18 protein-coding genes are annotated in these 20,212 nt (G+C 52.3%); 16 read left to right on the top strand and 2 right to left on the bottom strand.

The window, feature by feature from the left end; translation table 11 throughout:
- Positions 1 to 15 precede the first annotated feature (15 nt).
- The gene (gene recG, locus LQV63_RS01310) at positions 16 to 2,064 is read left to right on the top strand and encodes an ATP-dependent DNA helicase RecG (protein ID WP_083858991.1); all 2,049 of its coding nucleotides are present in this window, start codon (positions 16 to 18) and stop codon (positions 2,062 to 2,064) included.
- A 122-nt stretch (positions 2,065 to 2,186) separates the two neighbouring features.
- Positions 2,187 to 2,474, top strand: a complete 288-nt coding sequence (locus LQV63_RS01315) for a stage VI sporulation protein F (protein WP_019424882.1) — start codon at positions 2,187 to 2,189, stop codon at positions 2,472 to 2,474.
- A gap of 861 nt (positions 2,475 to 3,335) precedes the next feature.
- On the opposite strand, the gene LQV63_RS01320 is transcribed toward LQV63_RS01315, so the two are convergent.
- Positions 3,336 to 4,010: an SOS response-associated peptidase gene (locus tag LQV63_RS01320; RefSeq protein ID WP_019424883.1), complete on the bottom strand. Its 675-nt coding sequence runs from the start codon at positions 4,008 to 4,010 to the stop codon at positions 3,336 to 3,338.
- A gap of 293 nt (positions 4,011 to 4,303) precedes the next feature.
- On the opposite strand from LQV63_RS01320, the gene LQV63_RS01325 reads away from it, so the two are divergent.
- Together LQV63_RS01325 and LQV63_RS01330 are read left to right on the top strand one after the other, a co-directional pair.
- The gene (locus LQV63_RS01325) at positions 4,304 to 5,545 is read left to right on the top strand and encodes a DNA polymerase IV (protein ID WP_233695392.1); all 1,242 of its coding nucleotides are present in this window, start codon (positions 4,304 to 4,306) and stop codon (positions 5,543 to 5,545) included.
- Positions 5,542 to 5,880, top strand: coding sequence for a YolD-like family protein (locus tag LQV63_RS01330; RefSeq protein ID WP_019424885.1), 339 nt, complete (start codon positions 5,542 to 5,544; stop codon positions 5,878 to 5,880). The genes LQV63_RS01325 and LQV63_RS01330 overlap by 4 nt, the downstream gene beginning before the upstream one ends.
- A 227-nt stretch (positions 5,881 to 6,107) precedes the next feature.
- Here LQV63_RS01330 and LQV63_RS01335 read toward each other — a convergent pair whose 3' ends face one another.
- Positions 6,108 to 6,494 (bottom strand): hypothetical protein, encoded by a 387-nt coding sequence (locus LQV63_RS01335; protein WP_019424886.1) that lies wholly within the window; start codon positions 6,492 to 6,494, stop codon positions 6,108 to 6,110.
- A 219-nt stretch (positions 6,495 to 6,713) separates the two neighbouring features.
- Between LQV63_RS01335 and LQV63_RS01340 the strand changes: the two genes are divergently transcribed.
- The 12 genes from LQV63_RS01340 (at position 6,714) to LQV63_RS01395 (ending at position 20,209) form a co-directional block, all read left to right on the top strand.
- Positions 6,714 to 7,223: a Crp/Fnr family transcriptional regulator gene (locus tag LQV63_RS01340; RefSeq protein ID WP_233695393.1), complete on the top strand. Its 510-nt coding sequence runs from the start codon at positions 6,714 to 6,716 to the stop codon at positions 7,221 to 7,223.
- Positions 7,224 to 7,457: 234 nt separating this feature from the next.
- Positions 7,458 to 7,760 (top strand): spore coat associated protein CotJA, encoded by a 303-nt coding sequence (locus LQV63_RS31680; protein WP_019424888.1) that lies wholly within the window; start codon positions 7,458 to 7,460, stop codon positions 7,758 to 7,760.
- Positions 7,757 to 8,026 (top strand): spore coat protein CotJB, encoded by a 270-nt coding sequence (locus LQV63_RS01350; RefSeq protein ID WP_019424889.1) that lies wholly within the window; start codon positions 7,757 to 7,759, stop codon positions 8,024 to 8,026. The genes LQV63_RS31680 and LQV63_RS01350 overlap by 4 nt, the downstream gene beginning before the upstream one ends.
- 102 nt (positions 8,027 to 8,128) lie before the next feature.
- Positions 8,129 to 8,698 (top strand): manganese catalase family protein, encoded by a 570-nt coding sequence (locus LQV63_RS01355; protein ID WP_019424890.1) that lies wholly within the window; start codon positions 8,129 to 8,131, stop codon positions 8,696 to 8,698.
- Positions 8,699 to 9,006: 308 nt separating this feature from the next.
- Positions 9,007 to 10,026: a cysteine peptidase family C39 domain-containing protein gene (locus tag LQV63_RS01360; protein WP_019424891.1), complete on the top strand. Its 1,020-nt coding sequence runs from the start codon at positions 9,007 to 9,009 to the stop codon at positions 10,024 to 10,026.
- The gene (locus LQV63_RS01365) at positions 10,007 to 14,539 is read left to right on the top strand and encodes a non-ribosomal peptide synthetase (RefSeq protein ID WP_233695394.1); all 4,533 of its coding nucleotides are present in this window, start codon (positions 10,007 to 10,009) and stop codon (positions 14,537 to 14,539) included. Before LQV63_RS01360 ends, LQV63_RS01365 begins: the two co-directional genes overlap by 20 nt.
- 18 nt (positions 14,540 to 14,557) lie before the next feature.
- A complete protein-coding gene (locus LQV63_RS01370; RefSeq protein WP_233695395.1) occupies positions 14,558 to 16,099 on the top strand; it encodes a serine hydrolase domain-containing protein in 1,542 nt (513 codons plus the stop codon).
- Positions 16,100 to 16,831, top strand: coding sequence for a thioesterase II family protein (locus tag LQV63_RS01375; RefSeq protein ID WP_233695396.1), 732 nt, complete (start codon positions 16,100 to 16,102; stop codon positions 16,829 to 16,831). It abuts the gene before it with no gap.
- Between the two features lie 3 nt (positions 16,832 to 16,834).
- On the top strand, positions 16,835 to 17,689 hold the full coding sequence (locus tag LQV63_RS01380) for a 3-hydroxyacyl-CoA dehydrogenase family protein (RefSeq protein WP_019424895.1): 855 nt from the start codon (positions 16,835 to 16,837) through the stop codon (positions 17,687 to 17,689).
- A gap of 13 nt (positions 17,690 to 17,702) precedes the next feature.
- Positions 17,703 to 18,767 carry an HAD-IIIC family phosphatase gene (locus LQV63_RS01385; RefSeq protein WP_233695397.1) on the top strand — a complete coding sequence of 355 codons (1,065 nt, stop codon included), beginning with the start codon at positions 17,703 to 17,705 and terminating at the stop codon, positions 18,765 to 18,767.
- 5 nt (positions 18,768 to 18,772) lie between these two features.
- The gene (locus tag LQV63_RS01390; protein ID WP_019424897.1) at positions 18,773 to 19,024 is read left to right on the top strand and encodes an acyl carrier protein; all 252 of its coding nucleotides are present in this window, start codon (positions 18,773 to 18,775) and stop codon (positions 19,022 to 19,024) included.
- 3 nt (positions 19,025 to 19,027) lie between these two features.
- On the top strand, positions 19,028 to 20,209 hold the full coding sequence (locus tag LQV63_RS01395) for an acyl-CoA dehydrogenase family protein (RefSeq protein ID WP_233695398.1): 1,182 nt from the start codon (positions 19,028 to 19,030) through the stop codon (positions 20,207 to 20,209).
- Positions 20,210 to 20,212 lie beyond the last annotated feature (3 nt).

The raw sequence follows: 20,212 nt of genomic DNA on the forward strand, positions 1-20,212 counted from the left end.
GAACGGAATGTCATCATGATTCATCTTCAACAATGTCCGGTAACGATGATTAAAGGCGTGAGCGCTTCGAAAGAACAAGAGCTTCACGCCTTTGGCATCTTTACTGTTGCTGATTTGCTCGATTATTTCCCGTTTCGGTATGAAGATTTTCGTCTTCGCCATTTAAGCGAAGTGAAGGATGGAGACAAGGTTACCGTTGAAGGACGTATTATGAGCGTCCCTGTCCTGCAGCGATTTGGCCGCAAATCACGCCTGACGTGCAAGGTGATGATCGATGAATGGCTTGTCACTGCAACTTGGTTCAACCGTCATTATTTGCGTGAGGAGCTTACGCAAGGACGTGATATCGTATTAACCGGCAAGTGGGACGGGCGCCGCATGCAGCTTACCGTATCGGCATCGGAATTCCCGGACCGTGGCGGCGGGCGCAAGGATACGCTGCAGCCGGTGTATTCTGTGGGCGGCAAGATTACACAGACATGGATGCGCAAGACGATTGCACAGGCACTGCAGCAGTTCGGGGAGGCGGTTCCGGAGCTGCTGCCGGCCGAGCTCATGCGGCGCTATCGGTTAATGCCGCGTAAGCAGGCCGTACGGGCGATGCATGTGCCGCACGATGTCGAGGAGGGCAAGCAGGCCCGCAGACGAATGGTATACGAGGAACTGCTCTTATTCCAATTGAAGCTGCACGCCTTTCGGGCGGTAACACGCGAGCGTGCAGACGGTGTGCCGCACGAAGTCGACAATGCGACCGTCCGGCAGTTTGTGCGCAGTTTGCCGTTTGAACTGACCGAAGGCCAGAAGCAGGCGGTTACTGATATATTGCATGATATGCGCTCGCCATCCTGCATGAATCGCTTGCTGCAGGGCGATGTAGGCTCCGGCAAGACGGTCGTAGCGGCCGTCGCTCTGTACGCCGCGGTTCGGGCGGGATACCAAGGTGCGCTGATGGTACCGACCGAAATCTTGGCAGAGCAGCATCTTCGTTCGCTGAAGAAGCTGTTCGAGCCGCATGATATCGAAGTAGGACTGCTCACAGGCAGCCTGACCGAACGCAAGCGGCGGGATGTGCTTGGCGCGCTGCAGATGGGGATGACTAACATCCTTGTCGGCACCCAAGCGCTGATTCAGGACGACGTGCATTATCGCAAGCTCGGACTCGTCGTTACCGACGAGCAGCATCGCTTCGGCGTGAATCAGCGCAGCATTTTGCGGCGCAAAGGACTGAATCCCGATGTGCTAACGATGACAGCTACGCCGATTCCGAGGACGCTCGCGATTACGGCGTTCGGCGATATGGATGTGTCCTCCATTCGTGAGCGGCCGGCTGGGCGGAAAGCGATTAAGACGTATTGGGTAAAGCACGATATGCTCGATCGGGTGCTTGGCTTCATACGTCGTGAAGTATCCGCAGGCCGCCAGGCTTATATCATCTGTCCGCTCATCGAAGAGTCGGACAAGCTGGACGTGCAAAATGCGATCGATGTGCATGTGCAGATGCAGCAAGCTCTTCCCGACCTTCGCGTCGGCCTGCTTCACGGACGCATGTCCACGGCAGAGAAGGATGAAGCGATGCGTTCGTTCAGCTCCGCTGAGACGCATGTGCTCGTATCGACGACCGTCATCGAGGTTGGCGTCGATGTGCCGAACTCTACGCTCATGATCGTCATGGACGCAGAGCGCTTCGGTCTGTCGCAGCTGCATCAGCTGCGCGGGCGCGTCGGACGCGGCGGCCATCAATCGTATTGTATTCTGATTGCCGATCCAAAATCGGAAGTGGGGCAAGAGCGGATGCGAATCATGACGGAGACCGACGACGGCTTTGAGCTGTCGCAGCGCGATTTGGAACTGCGTGGACCGGGTGATTTCTTCGGTACGAAGCAGAGCGGACTGCCTGAATTTAAGCTGGCGGACATGACGAATGATTTCGCTGTGCTGGAGCAAGCGCGAGATGATGCGGCGGCGTTTATCCGCTCGGAAGCGTTCTGGACTTCGCCTGAGTATGGGCCGCTGCGTGATGTGCTGCAGCAAGAGCAGCTGTTTCAGGGAGAACTTCTGGATTAATCCCGTTTCCGGCAAATCTAAAAACGGGCGGATAGTAGACAAGCGGGCGGGCATATATTGGAACTAATGCAGCTTGTGTCCCAAGGACAAGGGCAGCTTATGTTCCGGAGGTGTTACACCGCATGAGTTATGTGAAATACGGCATTAGTCCGCAGTTAGTTGAGCGAATAAAGCAAAAGCTAAAAAATCCGGCAGCAAAAGAGCGCGTTAAGCTTATTTTGGATGGAGTCACGAAGGCGGACTTGCAAAATCGCCCAGCAGTGCGCAGCCTGCTGCGTAAAATCACACAGGCATTGAACGAATCGTTGAATACACAGCAGGAAGAGCAGATCATTCAGTTCGTTATCGCGCAGAAGATTGACCCGAACAACACGTTTCATCTCCTGAAGCTGTGGGGGATGTTCCGGTAAATGCAATTATCGTGAAGGAAAGCTCGGCTCGGTTCTACAATGAACCGGGCTTTTTGACCTTTTCTATGGCCTTGTAGTTTCTTTCCCCTTCCTGAAGAAGAGTATGTCCGTTCGCTCCTTTGCCACACTCTCCCCACCGTTCAGAACAGCAGCAACCCATTCCCCTGCAAACGAGTTCCCTCATCGCATTAAAAAACGAATCGAAAATATAATTTTTTGTTCATAGCCAGAGAACATGATGCGGTGCTTCCGTCTATGGTGCTTAGCTCTATTCCCCCATACAGTCAGAAAGGGTAATGTCGAGGATAAGCCTCATGCCGTTTAAGTATGGATATTATGCTATAGAGCGTCGGTTCATGCTCTGGCAGTTAAGCGGACAGCATCTAAAGTCATGATCGGACGTACCGCTCCCTGATGAAAGGGGAGAATGAAGCAAGGGCAGGATGAAGTGATCCCCTTTAGTCTGAATGAGCCATTGCACGAACGGAACATTTCGTTATTGATGAAGAGTGGATGCTTTGCTATTCGATAGATGTTACACCTTTAGGCGAAAAAGTAACTTTTATCCAAAATGAGGTAAAGGGGACGTTTATATGGCGGAGCAGCCGTATCCTCATTCGCGCACAGGCCAACGAATGATTCCCGCTGCCGGTCATGTTGACATAAAAGGTCCCATTGGCGGTGGAGGAATAATGAAGTGATTTAGGAAATAAGCAGGTGGGGGTATCCGACTTAGAGCTGTTGAATCCAAGTCATTGGGATGAGACTGTGTGGGGGATGACTCGCTTCAAAGACGAATGCCAGTTCTCCCAGCGGATACCCTCTCCCCGTATTTGTTTCGTGTTTAATCTTAATAGGCTGTTACAGCGTCTGGATGCAGGTTGGGTCATCTACTCGCGTATTGCCTACCTTCGCATCCACCGGGTAAGCTTCCATTTCTGCCGCAGAATAAGGGCGGAGGACGGATTGAAGCTGTCCCGTGTCGGTGATGCGGCGGTCAAGCCAGAACGACAGCTGCTCCTCCGGAACGATGACGGGCATCCGATCATGGATGGAGGCCATCAGTTCATTCGGCTCCGTCGTAATGATGGTGCACGTGCTTACCTTTTCCCCTTCGGCGTTCAGCCACGTATCATATAATCCTGCCATGCTGAACAGCTTTCCGTCCTTGCGGACGATGCGCATCGGCTGCTTCGTGCCGTCCGCGTGGCGCTTCCACTCATAGAAGCCGTCTGCCGGAATGATGCAGCGCTTGCGTTCGAACGGCAGACGGAATGCCGGCTTCTCTTGCAGCGTCTCCGCCCGTGCGTTGATGGTGCGCCATGCTATTTTATCGTCCTTGGCCCAAGCGGGAACCAAGCCCCACTTCAGCGGGCCGAGCCGCAGCTTCGTTCCGTCATGAATAAGGGCCAGCACCGCTTGGCTTGGGGCAATATTGTAGCGCGGTGTATGAAAAGGGATGGCCGCTCTCGAATCGATTGAATAATAAGCCATAAGCTGTTCCACTGTAACTGTTAACGTAAATCTTCCACACATGACAGCTGCGCATCCTTTCTTCTTGTGCCGGGATCGTATTGAATACGATTATGATGCCGGATAGGCTCCTCTCCATATTATCACAATCCGATGTTGGTAGTGGAATACAAAGGCTGCATAGTCTGCCCAAGGGGGTGATATATGCGGGCACCCTCATATGTAATATATCCCGGTTGAAACAGGAATATATGTTCGGTATTCTGTGTATATATAAGAACAGACGTTCTTTGCAGGGGTGATGTTGTGGTGCGGGATGTAATACAGGATGTAATGTGGGACGTAAGAGCAACTATATGAGCAAACCATCCGAACGGATTATTATGCTGGCAGACTGTCAATCTTTTTATGCAAGTGTTGAAAAAGCAGCTCACCCTGAATACAAGAACAAACCGCTCGTCGTAGCGGGAGATCCTGCGCGGCGGTCAGGAATCGTCCTTGCCGCATGTCCGCTTGCGAAGCAGCACGGAATTACGACGGCAGAACGCCTTGGCGAAGCTGTGGGCAAATGTCCGGAGCTCGTTGTCGTTCGGCCCCATATGGAGGAATACATTCGGGTATCGCTACACATTACCGAAATATTGCAGTCGTATACTGATTTGGTCGAACCGTACAGCATTGACGAGCAGCATCTGGACGTGACAGGCAGCCTGTCGTTATTTGGTGATCCAGAAACGATTGCAAAGCGCATTCAACAACAGGTTCAAATGGAAACCGGCGTGTACACAAGAATTGGCATCAGCTGCAACAAGGTCATCAGCAAGATGGCGTGCGATAACTTTGCGAAGAAGAACGCCAACGGAATCTTCACCCTTTCGAGGCAAAAACTTCCTGACGTGCTGTGGCCGCTTCCTGTGCATCAAATGTTCATGATCGGTTCAAGGATGACCGGCCATTTGCACCGGATGGGCATCCGCACGATCGGAGATTTGGCGCAAACGCCGTTATCCAAGCTGAGGCAGCGGTGGGGGATTAACGGCGAGGTCATCTGGCGGATTGCCAACGGTATCGATTCGTCGTCCGTCACGCCGGGCACGCACGATCGGCAGAAGGGAATCGGCCATCAGATGACACTCCCGCGGGACTATGTCATGCAGGAAGAGATCGAGATCGTCATCCTGGAGCTGTGCGAGCTGGTCTGCCAGCGCTGCCGGACGAAGGGATATATGGGGCAGGTCGTGAACGTTGGCTGTCAAGGAGCGGACTTCGACCGCCCGACCGGATTTTCCCGGCAAATGAAAATCGAAGATCCCACGAACATTACGGACGAGGTGTATCGCGCGGCATGTATGCTGTTCCGTCGGCACTGGAACGGACTCCCAGTGCGCAAGATCGGTGTGTCGCTGACAGGCTTGACCAGCAGCGAAGAATACCAACTGACTCTGTTCGACGACCGTGAACGAAAGATGGCATTGGAACGCACGACAGATTGGATTAAACAAAAATATGGCGATACGGCGATAATGCGAGCGACTTCTTTGAAGGAGGCTGGCCAAGCGAAAGACCGTTCCCGAAAAATTGGAGGGCACTACAAATGAGTAAAAAGCTGAAAGCTAATGGTTTATTTGAATCTTCGCGGATGATGCTTCCCGAGCATAAGGAGGCATACGTCCGTCATCAGCAGAGCTTGGAGCGAAAGCGGCGGCCTGTGTTAGATGCGCAGGAAGTAGAGCAAATCGCTCGTGCCATTGCCGAATCCATATGGAATGGTACATCGATTAGGTTGACGGTATACAGTGAATGGGAAGACCGGGAGCTTATCGGTAAAGTAGTCCAGTTCGATAAACAACAAGAACAGATTAAATTGCAGGGGACTGTAGAGTGGGAATGGATTAAGTTCTGCGACATTGTAGGCGCCAGCTTCGCTCTATAGTCTATAAGAGGTTGTTCAAAAAGCCGGCTCCCGAACGAAGGAGTCGGCTTTTTGGTGCCAGCATGCACGATGACACGATGATTCGGGATTGGGTATTGTAATCCATCGTTCGCCAGCTTCGAGTGCGGAATAGCATGAATTAGCAGCAGAGCATGCGACAATGGCGAGTATAGGCGGCTTCTGCGGGCATGTCATGGATGTGTGAGCGCAACTGCCACAAAGCCCAATTACGTGGCAGACACGTGTAAATACTTTTGCATTAAGCTCCTCACCTCTGCTCGAATCAGCCCACGAAGCATATAGAACGAGTGATGGTACCCACGGCAGACGTACTGGACGCGCACGCCATGCTCCTGACGCTCCTCCTCGTATACTTTGATGCCGCGCTGACGGAACTGCCGCCGGAGACGGAACAGGTCGGTTGAGGCGTCGTCTTGTGCCTGACGCAGCCGCTGAACGTAAATGTCAGCCAACTTCAGCCCTGAAGCGGCAAGACGTTTAATATCACGCTCCAGCACATCGAGAATGAGCGTCTGGATGACGTATTGCTTAACAATGAAGGCATCTTCCCCATCGTGTGGAGGAGAGCCATTCGCAGCGGAAAGAGAACCCATTCCTATCTCTTCCTCCTTCATTTTTATTTGGCCAAGGGTAAATAACAAATCCAAAAATACGAACTTGTGTTCTTATTGTATTTATAATACCGAACAAATATTCGTATTTCAATAGGCGTTCGTGGTCAAAAGACGTAAAAATGATTACAATAGAGACAAAAGTCTCGTCAATACTCCGTCATTCGCAGAGATGTTGGCAGCAGGAAAGGAGAGGTAGGAATGCACATTACGCTGCACCGCGGGGAGATATTGTTTCGCCAAGGAGATCCAGGCACTTACTTATATCGCATCGCGAGCGGCCTGTTCAAGGTTACGCGTCTGCATGAAAACGGCAATATCGTGCTGTTTAACATTTTGTATCCGGGGGAGATTGTGCCTCACCATTCGCTTATTTCGCCCAAGGATTGCCACGGCACGTCCATTGCTATGGTGACAAGCGAGGTAGAGCGTATTCCGGCAGAGGAATGGTATGAGGAGCTTCGTCTCTATCCGGAAAAAGCGCTGAGTATCGCTAAGCTGCTCCAAGAGAAGCTCAGATTCATGCAGCAGCGCATCGATCATTTGACAATCGGTGCGCCGGGGGAACGACTGCAGCTCTTGAAGAAGTGGCTTGACAGTTATACGAAAGAGGCGCCGTTAACGGAACTGCTGACGCAAGAAGAGATTGGTCAGCTTATCGGTGTGCGCCGCGAGACCGTCAACCGGTTAATTCGGCAAGGCGGTTCATAACAGAAGAAGACAAAGACGAGGCCAAGGTAACCGGATGTGCACAAGCATGCCGCACCTTGGCTTTTTTGCGAAACGGATAGAACGTACCGCTAGAACAAGCGCCTCGTCTGGAAAATCCGCTAGGGAGTTATTCTTATTCTCTTGCTCATCTTATCATGGGACATTCTTCTCTCTTCATATGTGTATTAAAGACGGATGTATAGTGCAGTGATACGAAGGAGGTAATAAAGCGTCATGGGGAACGAGTTTGAAGCGCAAAGTCTGCCTGAAGAAGGGGTGCCACCCGAGTTCAGGGCAGGTTGCCATCCGGCAGGCAGATCACAGGAACGGATACATGTGCCGTACCGAAGCCCGTGCGATCCTTGTCCGCCGCTGCCATTTAAAACGTATGTCGTACCGCCGAACCAATTCATCGTTTTCCAGCCGCCGAATTGGCCCCAGTATCCGCCTGAACAAGCTCTGCGCTGCGGGACGCTCTGGCCGGCGCTACACAGCCCATATCGGCCTAGAAGGGGACGGGAGGGAGAGGCAACATGAACGCGCATCCTTTTCATACCGAGGAGTATAGGCAAGCGTTGGAGCAGCTGCAGGTCGTTGATTTTGTGCTGTTGGAGTTGAATTTGTACTTGGATACGCATCCTTGGGATGTGCAGGCCATTCAGCAATTTAATCATTATACGCATGAGCGGATGAAGATAGCCAATCAATTTCAGGAAAAATACGGCCCGCTGCAAAACTATGGGCATGCATATTCAGGCTGTCCTTGGTCGTGGATAGAGACGCCGTGGCCGTGGCAGGTGTGACATTGTGACGGGAACGTTAGACTGCGAAGACGCCATGGATAATCGATGAATGTTAAACAGCAATGGATAAAATGGAGAACATCCAAAGGAGGGGACGCTTGATTGTGGGTGTATGAGAAGAAATTACAATATCCCGTCAGGGTTAGCAAATGCGACCCGCGTATGGCAAAGCTCTTGCTGGAACAGTACGGCGGCGCGGACGGCGAACTGGCCGCAGCGCTTCGTTACTTGAATCAGCGTTACTCGATACCGGATAAAGTGATCGGCCTGTTGACCGATATCGGGACAGAGGAATTCGCTCATCTGGAAATGATTGCCACCATGGTCTACAAACTGACCAAAGATGCTACCCCGCAGCAGTTGGATGCGGCCGGTCTGGGACCTCATTATGTGGCGCACGATAGTGCGCTGTTCTATAGCAACGCCGCGGGCGTGCCTTGGACCGCCGCCTACATTCAAGCGAAGGGGGATCCGATTGCTGACTTGTATGAGGATATTGCCGCAGAGGAGAAGGCGCGCGCCACGTACCAGTGGCTCATCGATATGACGGATGACGTTGACTTGCAGGACGGGTTGAAATTTTTGCGGGAGCGGGAAATCGTGCATTCACTGCGGTTCCGGGAAGCTGTCGAAATTTTGAAGGAGGAGAGGGAAGTGAGAAAGGTATTTTAGGAATGCTAGAGTGAGAGCCGGCGTGTTAAGGGCGCCGGCTTTTGGGCTGTAGAGAGAAATATATATCCATATAAATAATGTTACATATAACGTAATTTTGAATAAAATGTGTTAATCATAGGAATGGCAAGAAGGGTTGTGAAAAAACTGTTAAAAATTCCAACGCATATTGACAACAATATACACCTATGGGAATATTGTTAGAGTAACTTACAGGAAATACGAATAATGACTAATCGAAGAAAATTGTATTATGTTTCATTATTTTACATAATATCTCTATCAAAAAAGAAGAGGTGGATATCGTTTTGGGTGTCAAGGAATTGGAGTTGGTCATTCCACCGATTGTCGGATATCAATATGTTGCCTATCCTCTTTGTACGGCGCTCACCCGCAAAGAGGCGCTGCCGTGGTTTTACAGCAATTTCATTCACCTTTATTGCCATCACGACCTTGACGAAGAACGCACTTCAGGCTCTGTGCCGTTCAGTTTTTATGGAGAAGATTTCATTCGCTGTCCGTGGCTGATTACGCAAAAATTGGAGCGGGAAATCGTGCTCGACTCACCACCAGGAATTGTCGAATTTCTGGTAAATGGTATCAATTCAGGCTATACGATCTCTCTCAATGTCGATGAGTACTATATCCCTCACAGACGAGTCTATCGTCAAACTCATTATGCTCATGATATTTTGGTGTACGGTTACGATGCTGCGAAGCGGACGTTCCTCGTTCTCGGCTATGATGAGGAGATGCAGTTCCGGAAGACGCTCGTGCCGTTTCATGAATTGGAGCAGGGATTTCGCCATCTTGAATGGACGGACAACTATCAAGAGCAAATCTATTTGTACAAATTCAATAAAGCAGGGAGCTACCGGCTGGATGCGGCGTTCATCAAACAATCGATGGAAGAGTACATTGCCGCCTGCAATGTTTCCTTGCGCAACCGTGGGACGACTGACCCGTTGGAGGCAGCATTCGGCGTAGAAGTCTATTCTGCGCTCATCCGCAACATACCCGTGCTTGTGCGGAAACGTGATATAAGGCCTATCCATATTTTGTGGGAGCATAAGAAAACGATGGGGCTTCGAATCAATTATTTATGCGAGCAGGGGCTTCTTCCGCCAGCTTTTGCAGGATGCTTCCAACCGATAGAGGAACAGGCTTTTGCCTTGCGGCATTTGCTGATGAAGTTCGCCATGACCGGAGACGATGCCATTCTGGAGCAAGGAATTAACGAAGTGACTTGCATAATGGAAAGCGAAAAACGGATATTGGGAACGGTGGCGGAAGCGCTGGAACACCAGCATGTTCCTCAACATTCGTAACTTAACCCGATTGGAGGTCATTTCTCTGGACGACGCGCGCAAGCTGTATCCGTTAACACATCCGCAAAAGCGCATTTGGTACGTGGAGAACATCTATCCAGGCACGAGCCTCCATAACATTGGAGGACTAATCAAAATTTACGGTCCCGTCGATTTTCAGCTGTTGGAGGAAGCGATAAACCAGTTTATCCGGCAAAACGATGCCATCCGCATACGGCTCGTTGAACAAGACGGCACGGTGCAGCAGACAGTGACAGAGTATCGAAGGAGGACGTTCCCGTTCATCGATTTTACGACTACACCTTCGGATGCTGATGTCGATGCTTGGGTGAGTGCGGAGTTTGCCAATCCCCTGCCGCTGGACGGGGAATTGCTTTACGATTTTGCACTGGTCAAAATTAACGAGTCGGAGAGCGCATATTTAACGAAAGCCCACCATATTATCTCTGACGGATGGTCTTTTCAACTGATGACGACGCAAATCAACCAAATTTATACGCAGCTGATGCAAGGTGAGGAAGTTCAGCAGGAAGCACGGCCCACCTATTTAGACTACATCGGACATGAGCATAAGTATTTGTCGTCTTCCCGTCATGTGAAAAATAAACACTACTGGCAAAAAAAATTCGAGCACGTCCATGACGTTGCCCTGCATACTACGGCAAGCGGCACGTCAGGCAAACGCAAGAAGTTCCTGATAAGCTCGCACACCTCAGAAGCCATTCGCGATTTCGCACATGTGCATCACATTTCGTTGAACACCTTTTTCGTAGCAACGATGCTCCTTTACCTCCACAAAGCAAACCAACAAGACCGCATCATGATAGGCACACCCGTATTAAACCGTACCGGAGTCAAAGAAAAAAACACATTCGGGATGTTTACCAGCACGATGCCATTTCTCGCTGACATCCAATACGAGATGTCCTTCTCCACGTTCATACATAACGTCAACCATGAACTCATCCAATGTTATTTCCATCAGAAATATCCTTACAACTTGCTCGTGCAGGACCTCCAACTTCAGAAGAGGGGGTTGGATCAATTATTTCAAGTGTGCGTGAACTATTACAATACTACATTTGACCGGAGCTTCGGCCCCGGATGGAAAATGCAGCAAATCGAAGTTCATAACGGCAACCAGCTGTATCCATTGCAGGTCATTGTCACTGAATGGTCATCAAATGGCGGGCTGGAGTTGTACTTCGATTACAAAACAGGCGACTATACGGACATACAAATCGATGAAATATACTGCCGCCTGCTCCATTTAATAGATCAAATTATAAGTTACCCCGATGCCCGAATTGGTGATTTACAGCTGCTGCTGCCGGGTGAACGTGCAGATCTTCTGTACGCGTGCAACATGACGGAACATACGTATCCTGCGCAAAAAACGATATTGCAGCTGTTCGAAGAACAAGTCGAACGGACGCCGGACCGCGTGGCCGCTTCATGCAATGGGCAATCGCTTACGTATCGCGGGCTGAACGATCGAGCAAATCAGCTAGCCCGCACGCTGCTGAAGAGCGGGATCCGCCCGCATACGCCGGCAGCCATCATGGGACGGCACTCTCTGGCAATCGTGGTCGGGATATGGGCGGTAATCAAGGCCGGAGGCGCGTATCTTCCCATCGACCCCGATTATCCCAAGGATCGGATCGAATATATTTTACGGGATAGCGGAGCTTCGCTTCTGCTGACGCACGGCAAGGAATGGGAGCAGCTGTCTTATGAAGGTGCGGTTATCGCGCTCGATGACGAACGTCTATACGAAAATGACAAGAGCAACCTGCCGGCAATGAGCACGGCGGACGATCTGGTCTATATCATTTACACTTCGGGTTCCACAGGCAATCCGAAGGGGACGATGATCGAACATCGAGGACTGGTGAACTATATTTGGTGGGCGAACAAAACGTATATTCACGCGCACGACGATGTGTTTGCGCTCTATTCCTCGATTGCATTTGACTTGACGGTGACATCTATCTTTACGCCGTTAATTAGCGGCAACCGCATTGAAATCTATGAGGACGATGGGAACGAATTCATTGTTCACCGCATTTTACACGACAACAAGGCTACGGTCATCAAGCTGACGCCGGCGCATCTTGCGCTCATCAAAGACATCGATCTACACGCTTCTAGCGTCCGGACATTCATCGTGGGCGGAGAGGATTTGAAGTGTGCGCTTGCTCATCACATTCACGAGCGGTGTGGTGGCGGCATTGATATCTACAACGAATACGGCCCGACCGAAACCGTGGTTGGATGCATGATTTACCGGTACGACCCGGCGCGGGACAAGGGGACGTCAGTGCCGATAGGACAGCCGATCGATAACGTGCAAATTTATTTGCTGGACCAGAGATTGGAGCCGGTTCCGAATGGGACGATTGGCGAAATATACATTTCTGGGGACGGCGTGGCCCGGGGCTACTTGCACAGACCGGAGCTGACGCAGGAACGCTTTTTGGACAACCCGTTCCTGCCGGGCAAGAGCATGTACCGGACCGGTGACTTGGCCATGCGTCACGATAAAGGCGACATCGGATATCTGGGCAGAATCGATCACCAAGTCAAAATCAAAGGGTACCGCATTGAGATGGGGGAAATCGAACATCAACTGCTTGCGATGGAACCGATTGAAGAAGCGGTCGTCATTGATCAGACCGGGGATGACGGGCAGCAGCATCTTGTCGCCTACTTCGTTGCCGCGGGGGAGCTTGCTTCTCTGGAACTGAGGATGAGGCTGGCGGAGGCGCTGCCTTCGTATATGATTCCAGCGTATTTTGTCCGTCTGGATCAACTGCCGTTGACGCCGAACGGAAAAGTGGATCGCCGGCTTCTGCCTGCTCCGGAACGAGCGCTCGAACAGATCGATACAGGGGAGCCCCATCTCATCGCAGCATTTTTGACGGACATTTTCAAGGAAGTGCTGCAGGTAGAGGAAATGAATCCCCATGACAATTTCTATCGTATGGGCGGCGACTCGATCAAGGCGATTCAGATTGCGTCCAAAGTAAATGCCGCAGGCTACAGGCTGAAGGTTCAACACATTTTGAGTTATCCGGTTATCTATGAACTGGCGGCGCTGATTGAAATGAACGTGTCTGTTCCGGTTGAGCAGGGTCTGTGCGAAGGGACGATCAAGCCGCTGCCGATTACGTCCTGGTTTTTCGGAAGAGAATGGAACAATCCGCATTACTATGTCCAATCCGTCCTGCTTCGCTTAACGCAGAAGGTGACGACCGAGCAGCTGCAGGCGGCGCTATATGCATTAATACAGCATCATGATGCATTGAGGCTGCAGTATGACGAAAGGGTCGGCTGTCTCGCATACCGGCAAGTCGAGCGGGAAGACGTGGAGCTTGCCAGCTGCGACCTTGCCCATCATTCGGCGGAGGAGCGGACCGCAGCGTTGAAGAACCGCGCCGAGTCGTTCAAAGCGAGTATGCGTCTTGGCCACGGATTGCTAATTAAATCGCTTTTACTTGATAAAGGAGTACAGGGACAGAGTCTCCTGCTGACGGCGCATCATTTGGTCGTGGACGGCGTGTCTTGGAGAATTATGCTGGAAGACCTTGATCGGCTGCTGCAAGCGGTAATGACCGGGGCAAGCTTGCCTCTTCCGGCCAAAACGAATTCCGTCCAAGCCTGGGCGGAGGCCATCGAAGCATACAGCCACGAGCGCGCGCGCGAGCACCTCGAATATTGGCAGTCTGTCGTGGAAGAAGCGGAAGACAGCTTGAACGCCGATTTCCCTTCAGCTGACGACCGGCATGCCGTATGCGGCACGCTTGTCAGGGAACTGCCCGTGGAAGAGACGCGGAAGTTGTTGGGAGATGCCAACGCTGCGTTCCACACACAGACGAGCGATTTGCTGGTCACCGCGCTAGCAATGGCAGTAATCAGCTTCACAGGCAAGGAGAAGGTCACGTTCGAGCTGGAGGGGCACGGGCGCGAGGAACTGTTCGAGAACATCGACGTATCCAGAACGGTCGGGTGGTTCACTTCGATGTATCCGGTCAACCTCCGTCTGTCTGGCACAGAGCCTGCCGACATCATAAAGAGCATAAAGGAGCAGCTCCGATCCATTCCGAACAAAGGGGTTGACTACGGCATATTAGCATACGGTTCCGGCCGCGTTGCAAAGACCGATCAGGGCTTGCTCCGCTTCAACTACATGGGAGAGATCGACAATCATCTGCACAGCCCGGTGCTGCAAATTGCTTCGGAAGATACGGGAAGCGACACGTGTTCGAGCAACCGGCTGTCTTGCTTGGCCGATGTCGTAGCGATGGTCATCGATAAGACGCTCCAAGTCCGCATGACATACAGCACAGCCAAATTCAGCCGGGACACGATGGAAGCGCTGATGCGCGCCTTTATGCAGCGGTTGAACGAGATAATTCAGTTCTGCGCGGACAGGGAACAGTCCGACTTTACGCCATCCGATTTTGAGACGGTGAAGCTGGAGCAAGAAGAGTTGGACGTTCTCTTCAACTAAATAAAGGGGCGAAGAAACGTGGTAAAGAAGCTTGCTTTCTATGTGCTTATGGCGGCGCTGCTCTGCAGCCCGATATCGGCCGCAGCCCAAGAGGACGCCCATTCTGGGAAAGAGCATTCGAATGTTGACGCAGCCGCCATCGAGCGTTTTGTGCAGGCACAGCTCGAGAATGCGCAAAGTCCCGGCGCCGCGGTCGTCATCGTGAGCGGGAATCGGGTGGTGTATGCCAAGGGCTTCGGGGTGGCCGACCGGGAAGCTGGAATTCCGGCAACAAGCTCTACCTTGTTTGAATTGGGCTCGACCTCCAAGGCATTTACCGGCCTGGCTTTATTGCAGCTGGAGCAGCAGGGCGCGCTGCGTCTGGACGACCCGGTAACCCGCTACATTCCGTGGTTGCAGCTGACCTACAAAGGACAAGCGGCAAACGTGACACTCGCCCACTTGCTGCATCATACGAGCGGTGTGCCGTTCGCTTCGCTCGCTTCCATTCCGATCGATTCAGGAGAGCAGGCGCTGGAGCAGACGGTGAGAGCACTGTCAGGAGCGGAGCTGGATGACCGTCCGGGAGGCAGATATCAATATGCCACGATCAATTACGACGTTTTGGGGCTGGTCATTCAGCAAGTGTCTGGCATGTCCTATGAAGCTTATATGTCCCAGATGCTGCAGCGTCTTGGGATGAATGACACCGTACCAGCGGCACAGTTGACCGAGCGGCAGCGGCTGGCCAAAGGATACAAGTTCGCGTTCGGTTCACCGCGCTTGTTCGAGGCTCCAGCTTACAGGGGCAACACACCTGCTGGCTACATACTCTCCAATGCGGACGATATCGGGCGGTGGCTGCTGCTTCAGCTTGGAACGGACCGCATGTCCGAAGGCGATCGAGCCATGATCGAGCGTTCTCATAGGCCTGATACGGCAGTGGTGCCGGACGTGAACCAGAACTACTATGCCGCGGGATGGTTTGTTTCGGTTGATGGGGAGGAATGGTCGCACCAAGGATCCAATCCGAATTTTTCGTCCTATTTCATCGTGAGGCCGCAGGAGCGGCTTGGCGTAGGAGTGCTCGCCAATATCAATTCCGCTTATACGTTTCACATTGGGAAAGGTTTGATGCGCTTATTGCGGGAACAAGAGCCGCCGCCCGTTGAAGCGGATTACTATCCGCAGTTAGATCGGATTGCCATGGTTGCGCTTATTGTCATATCCGTCATCACGATCGTGCTGGCGAGTGCAGCGATTCGCATCCCGAGTCAACTGCGTCATCAGCGGCGCGCTTTCGTCCCGCCGAAAGGAAGGCGGATCATCGGCCTCGGGGCCGCGCTCTTGCTTGCCGGAGCTTACTTCTGGGGCATTGGGGGGCTGCTTGGTAAAGCCTTTGCAGGACTGCCGCTGGATGTAGTCGCGGTATGGTCGCCTGTCACCGTCATTTGGCTCGTATATGCACTCTACATTGTCGGCGGAATCGCCTTTCTTTTCTTTATTGCAGTCTGGCTGTTTCCTGCGGGGAAGCGCAGGTCTGAACCGCTCCCGCCCATTGCTATTGAGGAGGTGAAGTGAATGAAATGCAAGCTGTTCTGCCTGCCCTATGCCGGCGGCTCCGCTACAATCTACACGCGGTGGAAGCGTCATCTGCACGACGATATTGAATTGCAGCCCATTGAACTGGCCGGACGGGGGAGAAGGCTGTCGGAGCCCCATTACGGCAGCATGGATGAGATGATTGAGGATTTATGCCGCTGCCTGGACAAACATTTAGACGGGTCCGACTTCGCCTTTTTCGGTCATAGCATGGGAGCGCTCGTCGCCTATGAGCTGGCGCATGCCGTCAAGCGGAGCATGGCGCGGGAGCCAGTCCATCTCTTCGTGTCAGGAACGTATCCTCCTCATGCTCAGAAGACCAATGTGCTTCATACTCTGTCCGATGCCAGGCTGCAGCAGGAAATTATGCGGTTAGGAGGAACCGAGGAAGAGGTCTTTGAGCGGGAAGAACTGTTGCGGTTGTTTTTACCGGTGCTGCGCAGAGATTTGCAGTTGGTGGAGACATACCGCTTCGAGGACAAGCCGGACCTGATTCACTGCGATATTTCCGTGCTGAACGGCAAAGAAGATACCGCCACCGAAGGATTCGACCTTTCGGAGTGGTCCAGATATGGCAGCCGAGCCTGTCATACCTACGAATTTGCGGGCGGTCACTTTTTCATCAATGAACATACCGTTCAGGTGGTTTCGCTCATCAATGCTGCGTTGCGCATTCCCGTACTGCAGATGTCCACAAAAAAGGAGCTGTGAACAATGATACAAACCGTTGGAGTAGTCGGAGCAGGTGTAATGGGAAGCGACGTCGCCTTGGATCTCGCTTGCTACGGATACGAGGTGGTGCTGAAGGATATTAGCGAAGACGCCGTACGGCGAGCCAAGGATAAGATTCAAACGGATTTCCGGCTGCTGAAAATGGTCAAGCCGCGGGCGAAGCAGCTTACCGTAGAGGACGTTCTCGCGCGGATTACATTTACCACTGCCTACGATGATTTCGGGCGCGTGCAGTTCGTCGTCGAGAACATTACAGAGGAATGGGAGCGGAAGAAAGCGGTGTACACGGAGCTGGCCGAGGCATGCGGCTTACATACGTACTACGCTGTAAATACGAGCTGCATTTCCATTACGAAGGTGGGCGCATTGATGCCCAGACCAGACAACGTTATCGGCATGCATTTCATGAACCCGGTCCCGATGAAGGAGCTCGTCGAAGTTATCCGGGGAGAGCATACGTCGGACGAGACCGTTGCTTGTGGGGTGCAGTTTTTGAAATCGTTCGATAAGGTCCCGGTGGTTGTCAACGATTTTCCCGGCTTCGTTACGAACCGTGTCCTCATGCTGACGATCAACGAATGCGTCTGGGCCATTCAGGATCGGGTAGCCGAGCCGCAGGATGTCGATAAAATTTTCCGTCTCGGCTTCGGTCATAAGATGGGACCGCTTGCTACCTGCGATTTGATTGGCTTGGATACAATCCTCAATTCGCTGCTCGTATTGTATGACAGCTATAAGGATCCGAAGTTTCGGCCTTGCCCGCTGCTTGTGAAGATGGTAGATGCCGGATATTTGGGCAAAAAATCGGGAAAAGGATTTTTTGAGTACAGCTTGTAGGGAGGGAAAAGCGATGGACAAGGCTACGGAAAAGGCAAAGGAAATTAAATGCATTGTATGGGATCTGGACCATACGATGTGGGATGGTATTTTGTTGGAGTCAGGCGAGGTTATGCTGAAGCCGCATATGCGAGACATTCTCGCGGAGCTGGACTCGCGCGGCATCCTGCATTCGATCGCGAGCAGAAATGATGCGGAGCACGCGATGGACAAATTGCGTGAACTCGGCATCGCCTCGTATTTTCTATATCCCGAAATCAACTGGGGTGCCAAATCGACGTCAATCGAGAAAATATGCGGCAACTTGAACATCGGCATGGACACGATTCTGTTCATCGACGACCAGCCCTTCGAACGTGATGAGGTGCAAAGCGTACATCCCGAGGTGGCTTGCATGGATGCTGCGACATACGAAACGCTGCTTGCGCATCCGCGTCTAAATCCCCGGTTCATTACGGAAGACTCGACGCGGCGTCGTGCCATGTATATGGAGGACATGCAGCGCAAGCAGGAAGAAGAATCGTTTGCAGGACCTCAAGAAGCGTTTCTGAGCTCACTCGGCATGCGCTTTGTCATAAGCGAGGCGAGGGAGGAGGACTTAAAACGGGCGGAGGAGCTGACCGTCCGCACCAATCAGTTGAATGCGACAGGCTATACGTACAGCTACGAGGAGCTGGATAAGATTAGACAGTCTCCGGACTATATGCTGCTGGTGTGCGAGTTGACGGATAAATACGGCTCATACGGCAAGATCGGACTTGCGCTGCTCGAATTGAAGGAAAGCTATTGGCATTTGAAATTGCTGCTGATGTCTTGCAGGGTGATGTCCCGCGGTGTGGGCACCGTCATGCTCACCTATATTATGCAGCAGGCGAAAAGCGAAGGAAAAGCACTGCGAGCCGACTTCAAACAGACGGATCGCAACAGGATGATGTACGTTACCTACCGTTTCGCTAACTTTGTGGAAGTTGCCAACGACGGCCAGGGGAATATTTTGTTTGAAAACGATCTGAATCAAATTCAACCGTTCCCGCCTTATATCGAGGTGAAGGTGACGGTTGCAGGGAGAAAGGGGTAAAAGCGATGGAAAACAAGCAAAAAATTCGCGATTTTATTGAAAGCAATCTGGTTGTATTCGAGGATGAGGCGGTGTTCTCCGACGACGATCATATTTTTCAAATGGGCTTCGTCAATTCCTTGTTCGCGATGAAGCTGCTCGGCTATATCGAGCAAGAGTTCGGGATTACGGTCGGGAACGAAGATTTGGATATCGCCAATTTCAGCACGCTCAATAACATCGTAAGGCTAATCGAAAAGCATAAGCAGGAGGTGTAAGCGATGAGTGTTCACACATGCGCTTCATCTGCCCGAATTTTGGAGGAAGCCAAGCAGTTTGCAGCCGAGGAGATTCGGCCGCTCGCGGCAGAGATCGATGTCAAGGGCGAGCTTCCGCGCAGCTTGATCGATAATATGGCGCAACGGGGGTATTTGGCGGCCAGCTGGCCGGAGGAATACGGCGGCTTGGGGCTGGATCCGGTGACATACGGATTATTTACGGAGCAGATCGGAAAAGCATGCAGCAACACGAGGGCACTGCTTACGGTGCAAACCTCGCTGCTGGGGGAGACCATGCTGAGGTTCGGCACTGATGCACAGAAGCGGATCTGGTTGCCACAGATGGCACGGGCGGGGAAGCTGGGGGCGTTTGCCCTGTCCGAGCCGAATGTGGGCTCGGATGCGAAAAATGTGCAAACCACGTACCGGAAAGAGGGCGACCGGTACATATTGAACGGCAGCAAGAAGTGGATATCGTTTGCCGCAATCGCTGATTTTTTCGTCGTTATCGCCTCCGATACGAATGGACAGATAACGTCATTCATCGTCGAGCGGGAACGCGAGGGCGTGCACACGATCCCGATGACAGGCATGCTCGGCAACCGCGCGGTTCATATCGCCGAAATTCGCCTCGATGAAGTGGAGGTTCCAGCAGAGAACGTGCTCGGCAACGTGGGGGGTGGCTTCACTTATATTGTGTCCACAGCGCTGGATCACGGCCGTTACAGCATCGCATGGGCGGGAGTGGCGATTGCGGCCGAAGCGCTGGAGGCGATGGTCACGTATGCTCGGTCTCGATCCCAATTCGGCGAGAAGCTGCACCATTTCCAATTGGTCAAAGGAATGATTGGGGATGCGGTCACCAAGGTGCATGCCGCCCGTTCGCTTTGTCTCGCCGCGGGGGAAATGCGCAGAAGCGGAGCGGCCGATGCGATTCACGAAACGGCGATCGCCAAGTATTTCACATCGAAAGTTGCGGTGGAAGTGACCAACGATACCGTTCAAATCCACGGAGGCAACGGCTGCCGCAACGAATATCCAGCGGAGCGGCTGTTCCGTGAAGCGAAGGTGCTTGAAATCATTGAAGGCACCAGTCAAATTCAGCAGCAGGTCATTTCCCAATACGGACTGCGCAAGTATGCGGTGAAAAAGCAGAAGGCAATCCGAACAAGAAAGGATGCGTGACGA

The sequence above is a fragment of the Paenibacillus profundus genome (assembly GCF_021369635.1).
GTDB lineage: Bacteria > Bacillota > Bacilli > Paenibacillales > Paenibacillaceae > Paenibacillus_B > Paenibacillus_B profundus.

Bases quoted from the DNA above. Each gene is read 5' to 3' on its own strand.
- recG (WP_083858991.1), top strand. From the start codon at position 16: ATGATTCATCTTCAACAATGTCCGGTAACGATGATTAAAGGCGTGAGC.
- LQV63_RS01315 (WP_019424882.1), top strand. From the start codon at position 2,187: ATGAGTTATGTGAAATACGGCATTAGTCCGCAGTTAGTTGAGCGAATA.
- LQV63_RS01320 (WP_019424883.1), bottom strand. From the start codon at position 4,010: ATGTGTGGAAGATTTACGTTAACAGTTACAGTGGAACAGCTTATGGCT.
- LQV63_RS01325 (WP_233695392.1), top strand. From the start codon at position 4,304: ATGAGCAAACCATCCGAACGGATTATTATGCTGGCAGACTGTCAATCT.
- LQV63_RS01330 (WP_019424885.1), top strand. From the start codon at position 5,542: ATGAGTAAAAAGCTGAAAGCTAATGGTTTATTTGAATCTTCGCGGATG.
- LQV63_RS01335 (WP_019424886.1), bottom strand. From the start codon at position 6,494: ATGGGTTCTCTTTCCGCTGCGAATGGCTCTCCTCCACACGATGGGGAA.
- LQV63_RS01340 (WP_233695393.1), top strand. From the start codon at position 6,714: ATGCACATTACGCTGCACCGCGGGGAGATATTGTTTCGCCAAGGAGAT.
- LQV63_RS31680 (WP_019424888.1), top strand. From the start codon at position 7,458: ATGGGGAACGAGTTTGAAGCGCAAAGTCTGCCTGAAGAAGGGGTGCCA.
- LQV63_RS01350 (WP_019424889.1), top strand. From the start codon at position 7,757: ATGAACGCGCATCCTTTTCATACCGAGGAGTATAGGCAAGCGTTGGAG.
- LQV63_RS01365 (WP_233695394.1), top strand. From the start codon at position 10,007: ATGTTCCTCAACATTCGTAACTTAACCCGATTGGAGGTCATTTCTCTG.
- LQV63_RS01375 (WP_233695396.1), top strand. From the start codon at position 16,100: ATGAAATGCAAGCTGTTCTGCCTGCCCTATGCCGGCGGCTCCGCTACA.
- LQV63_RS01380 (WP_019424895.1), top strand. From the start codon at position 16,835: ATGATACAAACCGTTGGAGTAGTCGGAGCAGGTGTAATGGGAAGCGAC.
- LQV63_RS01385 (WP_233695397.1), top strand. From the start codon at position 17,703: ATGGACAAGGCTACGGAAAAGGCAAAGGAAATTAAATGCATTGTATGG.
- LQV63_RS01390 (WP_019424897.1), top strand. From the start codon at position 18,773: ATGGAAAACAAGCAAAAAATTCGCGATTTTATTGAAAGCAATCTGGTT.
- LQV63_RS01395 (WP_233695398.1), top strand. From the start codon at position 19,028: ATGAGTGTTCACACATGCGCTTCATCTGCCCGAATTTTGGAGGAAGCC.